Here is a 3172-nt window from a genome sequence, read left to right as displayed (position 1 = left end):
GCCGACCCCCATTCGCCGCTTTCGCCGCGCCACTCCCGCGGTCGCGGCCCTGTCCGCCATCCCCTGCCGCAGCGAGTCAGTCCAGTTGTAATCAACTGGCCTGAATCTAGCTGCCTGTCGGTGCCACGGTGCACACTGGCCCTATGTCCGCCCCGGCTCGTCCCATGGCGTCGGCGGCGCTCTTCGACACCGCGATAGGCACCTGCGCCATCGCCTGGAGCGCCGCCGGCGTCCTTCGCTTCGCCCTTCCCGACCGCACCCCGGCCACCACCCGCACGCATATCTTGCGCCGCCACCGTCAGGTCGACGTGACCGAAGCCGAACCCACTCCCGAAATCGCCAAGGCCATCGAGGCCGTCCAGGCCCACCTGACCGGTGACCTGAACGACCTCCGCTGGATCCCCGTAGATCTGAGCCCCCTCAACGATTTCGACCGCGCCGTCTACGAGGTGACCCGAGCCATCGACCCGGGCCACACCCTCAACTACGGTGCCGTGGCCAACCGAATCGGCGCCCCGGGCGGAGCCCAAGCGGTGGGACAATCCTTGGGCCGCAACCCGATCCCCCTGATCATCCCCTGCCACCGCGTCCTCGCCGCCGACCACGCCCTCCACGGCTTCTCCGCCCCCGGTGGCCTGACCACCAAACAACACCTACTCGAAATAGAACGCACCCCCGGCTTCGGCGAACCCACCCTCTTCTGAAAGCCTCGCGTGCCGAATAGCGTCAGCGCACGACCGAGTAACGCACGCAGGCGAATTCGCCGTTGTGGGCGACTTCCTCGGTCTTCAGTTCGAGGCGGCGGGGAAGCAGGGGTGCGCCCGCGCCCAGCGTGACCGGGGCGATGGACACGATGATCTCGTCCAGCAATCCCTGATCGGCGAACTGTCCGACCAGCTCGCCGCCGCCCATCAGCCACAGGTCCTTGCCGTCGGCGGCCGCGGCCATCTCCTTGTGTACGACCGCCACCGGCTCCGAGGTCAATCGGACATCGCGGCCGTCGTCGAACGCGGGAAACTCACGGTGGGTGAACACCCAGGTCGGCATGTCATAGGGCCAGGGCTCGGTGGAATTCTCATTGACCCATTGATAAGTGCTGGCGCCCATGGCGATCGCGCCCGCACCGGCCGCGAACCGGTTCAGCCCCAGCGGGCCGTCCCAGTCGACCTGCCGCGACAGCAGCCAATCCAGTTTGTGGTCGGGAGTCGCCAGGAAGCCGTCCAGACTCATAGCGGTGTGATAAACGGTCTTGAAATTCACGTCAGCCTCTCCGATGTAGCCATTCGATGAGATCGCCGTCCCCGCTTTCGGTTCCGGCGCTGGATAATTCGGTGCGCAGCCAATGCCGTACGAGATGTCTGCGGTGGGTGGAGTAGCTCAGGATGTGGGCGATCACGCTGCCGATGACGAAGCTCTGCGGCGGCTCGCACAACGCATCGATCAGCGTGTCGTCCCACCCGCCCCGCCGCGTGATATCGCGGACCGTGTCCAGCCACCGAACCGCAACGCGCTCATGCCGTTTCACCAAATCCGGGAGGGCATCGTCCGCGGTCTTCGGGAGGTCCTCGCCGTCGATCGCGGCGAGCCACATTTCCTTCGACTCGATCAGATGGCCGAGCACCGCGGCAATGGACTCCTCGGGCCCCCGAAACGACTCCACCACCAGACCCGGCGACCGCACCTGCCGATATCGCGATTCGTCGAGTCGCGCTGCCATACCGAGGAGTTCGCGCGTGTCATCGACATCGTGATGAACCATCAGCGTGGTGGGATCCAGCCCGCCCGCTCCTTGCGGCCCACCCGTCACCCACAGCGACATGGGCGGGTGAAAGTGAATGCCATTGCTCGCGGGCAGCCACGGCCGCCGCTCGCCGCCGGGAGTCAGGCTCGGCGCATACCCGAAGGCACCACCGAACGCCCGACTGAACCCCTCCACCGACTCGTACCCGGCCGCGAACGCCACCTCGGTCACCGACTTCCCCGTCGACAACTCCCAAGCCGCCCGCTCCAACAACACCCGCCGCCTCAACGCCACCGGCGACTCCCCGGTCCCGCGCGAGAACTGCCGACTGAAATGAAACGGCGAAACAAACGCATCCGCCGCCATCTCCCCAAGCGTGGCATTGCCCGCATCGAGCACCGCATCGAGCAGCTCCCGCAACCGATCCCGTCCGTTCTTGCCCACCCGACGAGTCTGCCAACCCGGACCCGGCACCCGCTTGACCGATCTTGCTCAGTTCTCGGCCTCGGCGTCGAACCCGGTGGCAGCGAAAACGCCCGCACCAAAGGGATTGGTGCGGGCGCTTTACGTCGGAGTGGAAACCGCTAGGAACCGGCCTTGACGATCGGGCCGTAGTAGATGAACGGGGCCGCGGTGCCCTCGCAGAAGACCCAGGCATCGGCGCCCGGGGTGAGGTGGAGGTAGAGGGGACGGTCGGAGGCCAGGCCGGAGAGGGGGTCGGAGGTGACGAAGGGGGCCTGCAGGCTCCACGCGCCGCAGTTCCACCATTCGCCCGGGGCGAGATCCATCCGGATCACGCCGCCCGGCTCCGGAGTGGCGACGGGCACGGTCGCCGAGGCGGCCTGGGTGCCCAGCACACCGCACGCGGCGGTGGCTCCGATGATTGCGGTGGCCCGCAGTGTCTTTCGCATGGAAGATCTCACCTTTCTGTTTACAGTGCGCCGCCGAGGAAGCCGCCGATCGCGCCGCCGGCGACACCGCCGACGACGCCACCCGCGGCAGCGGCGGGGAGTCCGAGGGCGGCCGCACCGGCCGCCGCGCCGACGCCCGCGCCGATGAGTGCGCCACCGGCGGCGCCGCCCGCGACGTCGATCGGGGCGAGCCAGGGCGCGACGGCGATGCCGCCGACCGCGCCGATCGCCGCGCCCGCCAGCGCGCCGACTCCGGCGCCGATGACCGCGCCGCCCGCGGCTCCCACGAGTGCGGCCGGTACGCCCGCGCCGACAGCGCCGATGCCCGCGCCGATGGCGGCGCCGCCGAGGGTGCCCGCCGCGATCTTGTCGGAGCGGCTGGGGTTGACGCCGATGGCGTTGAGGCCGGTGGCCAAGCCCGCTTCGGTGTTGGCGGCCAAGGTGTTCGCGCCGTCGAGGAGGTTGTCGGGGACCTCGTCGGGGGCGGGGGTGGAGAAGTCGCCGATGCGGAGGGTGCGCG

The 3172-nt window shown here is 68.9% G+C and carries 4 protein-coding genes and 1 pseudogene; 1 reads left to right on the top strand and 4 read right to left on the bottom strand.

The features are described from left to right. Positions 1 to 143 precede the first annotated feature (143 nt). A complete protein-coding gene (locus ACAM49_RS39460; protein WP_369640622.1) occupies positions 144 to 704 on the top strand; it encodes a methylated-DNA--[protein]-cysteine S-methyltransferase in 561 nt (186 codons plus the stop codon). 22 nt (positions 705 to 726) lie between these two features. On the opposite strand, the gene ACAM49_RS39455 is transcribed toward ACAM49_RS39460, so the two are convergent. The 4 genes and pseudogenes from ACAM49_RS39455 to ACAM49_RS39440 form a co-directional block, all read right to left on the bottom strand. After that, positions 727 to 1260 carry a dihydrofolate reductase family protein gene (locus ACAM49_RS39455; RefSeq protein ID WP_369640621.1) on the bottom strand — a complete coding sequence of 178 codons (534 nt, stop codon included), beginning with the start codon at positions 1258 to 1260 and terminating at the stop codon, positions 727 to 729. 1 nt (position 1261) lies between these two features. Beyond that, complete coding sequence (locus ACAM49_RS39450) at positions 1262 to 2185, bottom strand: helix-turn-helix domain-containing protein (protein WP_369640620.1); 924 nt, start codon at positions 2183 to 2185, stop codon at positions 1262 to 1264. A gap of 140 nt (positions 2186 to 2325) precedes the next feature. Then, complete coding sequence (locus ACAM49_RS39445; protein ID WP_369640619.1) at positions 2326 to 2652, bottom strand: hypothetical protein; 327 nt, start codon at positions 2650 to 2652, stop codon at positions 2326 to 2328. Positions 2653 to 2672: 20 nt separating this feature from the next. Next, positions 2673 to 3172, bottom strand: a pseudogene (locus tag ACAM49_RS39440) (hypothetical protein); the annotation flags it as partial.

Source organism: Nocardia sp. JMUB6875 (assembly GCF_041154655.1).
GTDB lineage: Bacteria > Actinomycetota > Actinomycetes > Mycobacteriales > Mycobacteriaceae > Nocardia.
This window is presented reverse-complemented; position numbering and strand designations above follow the sequence as displayed.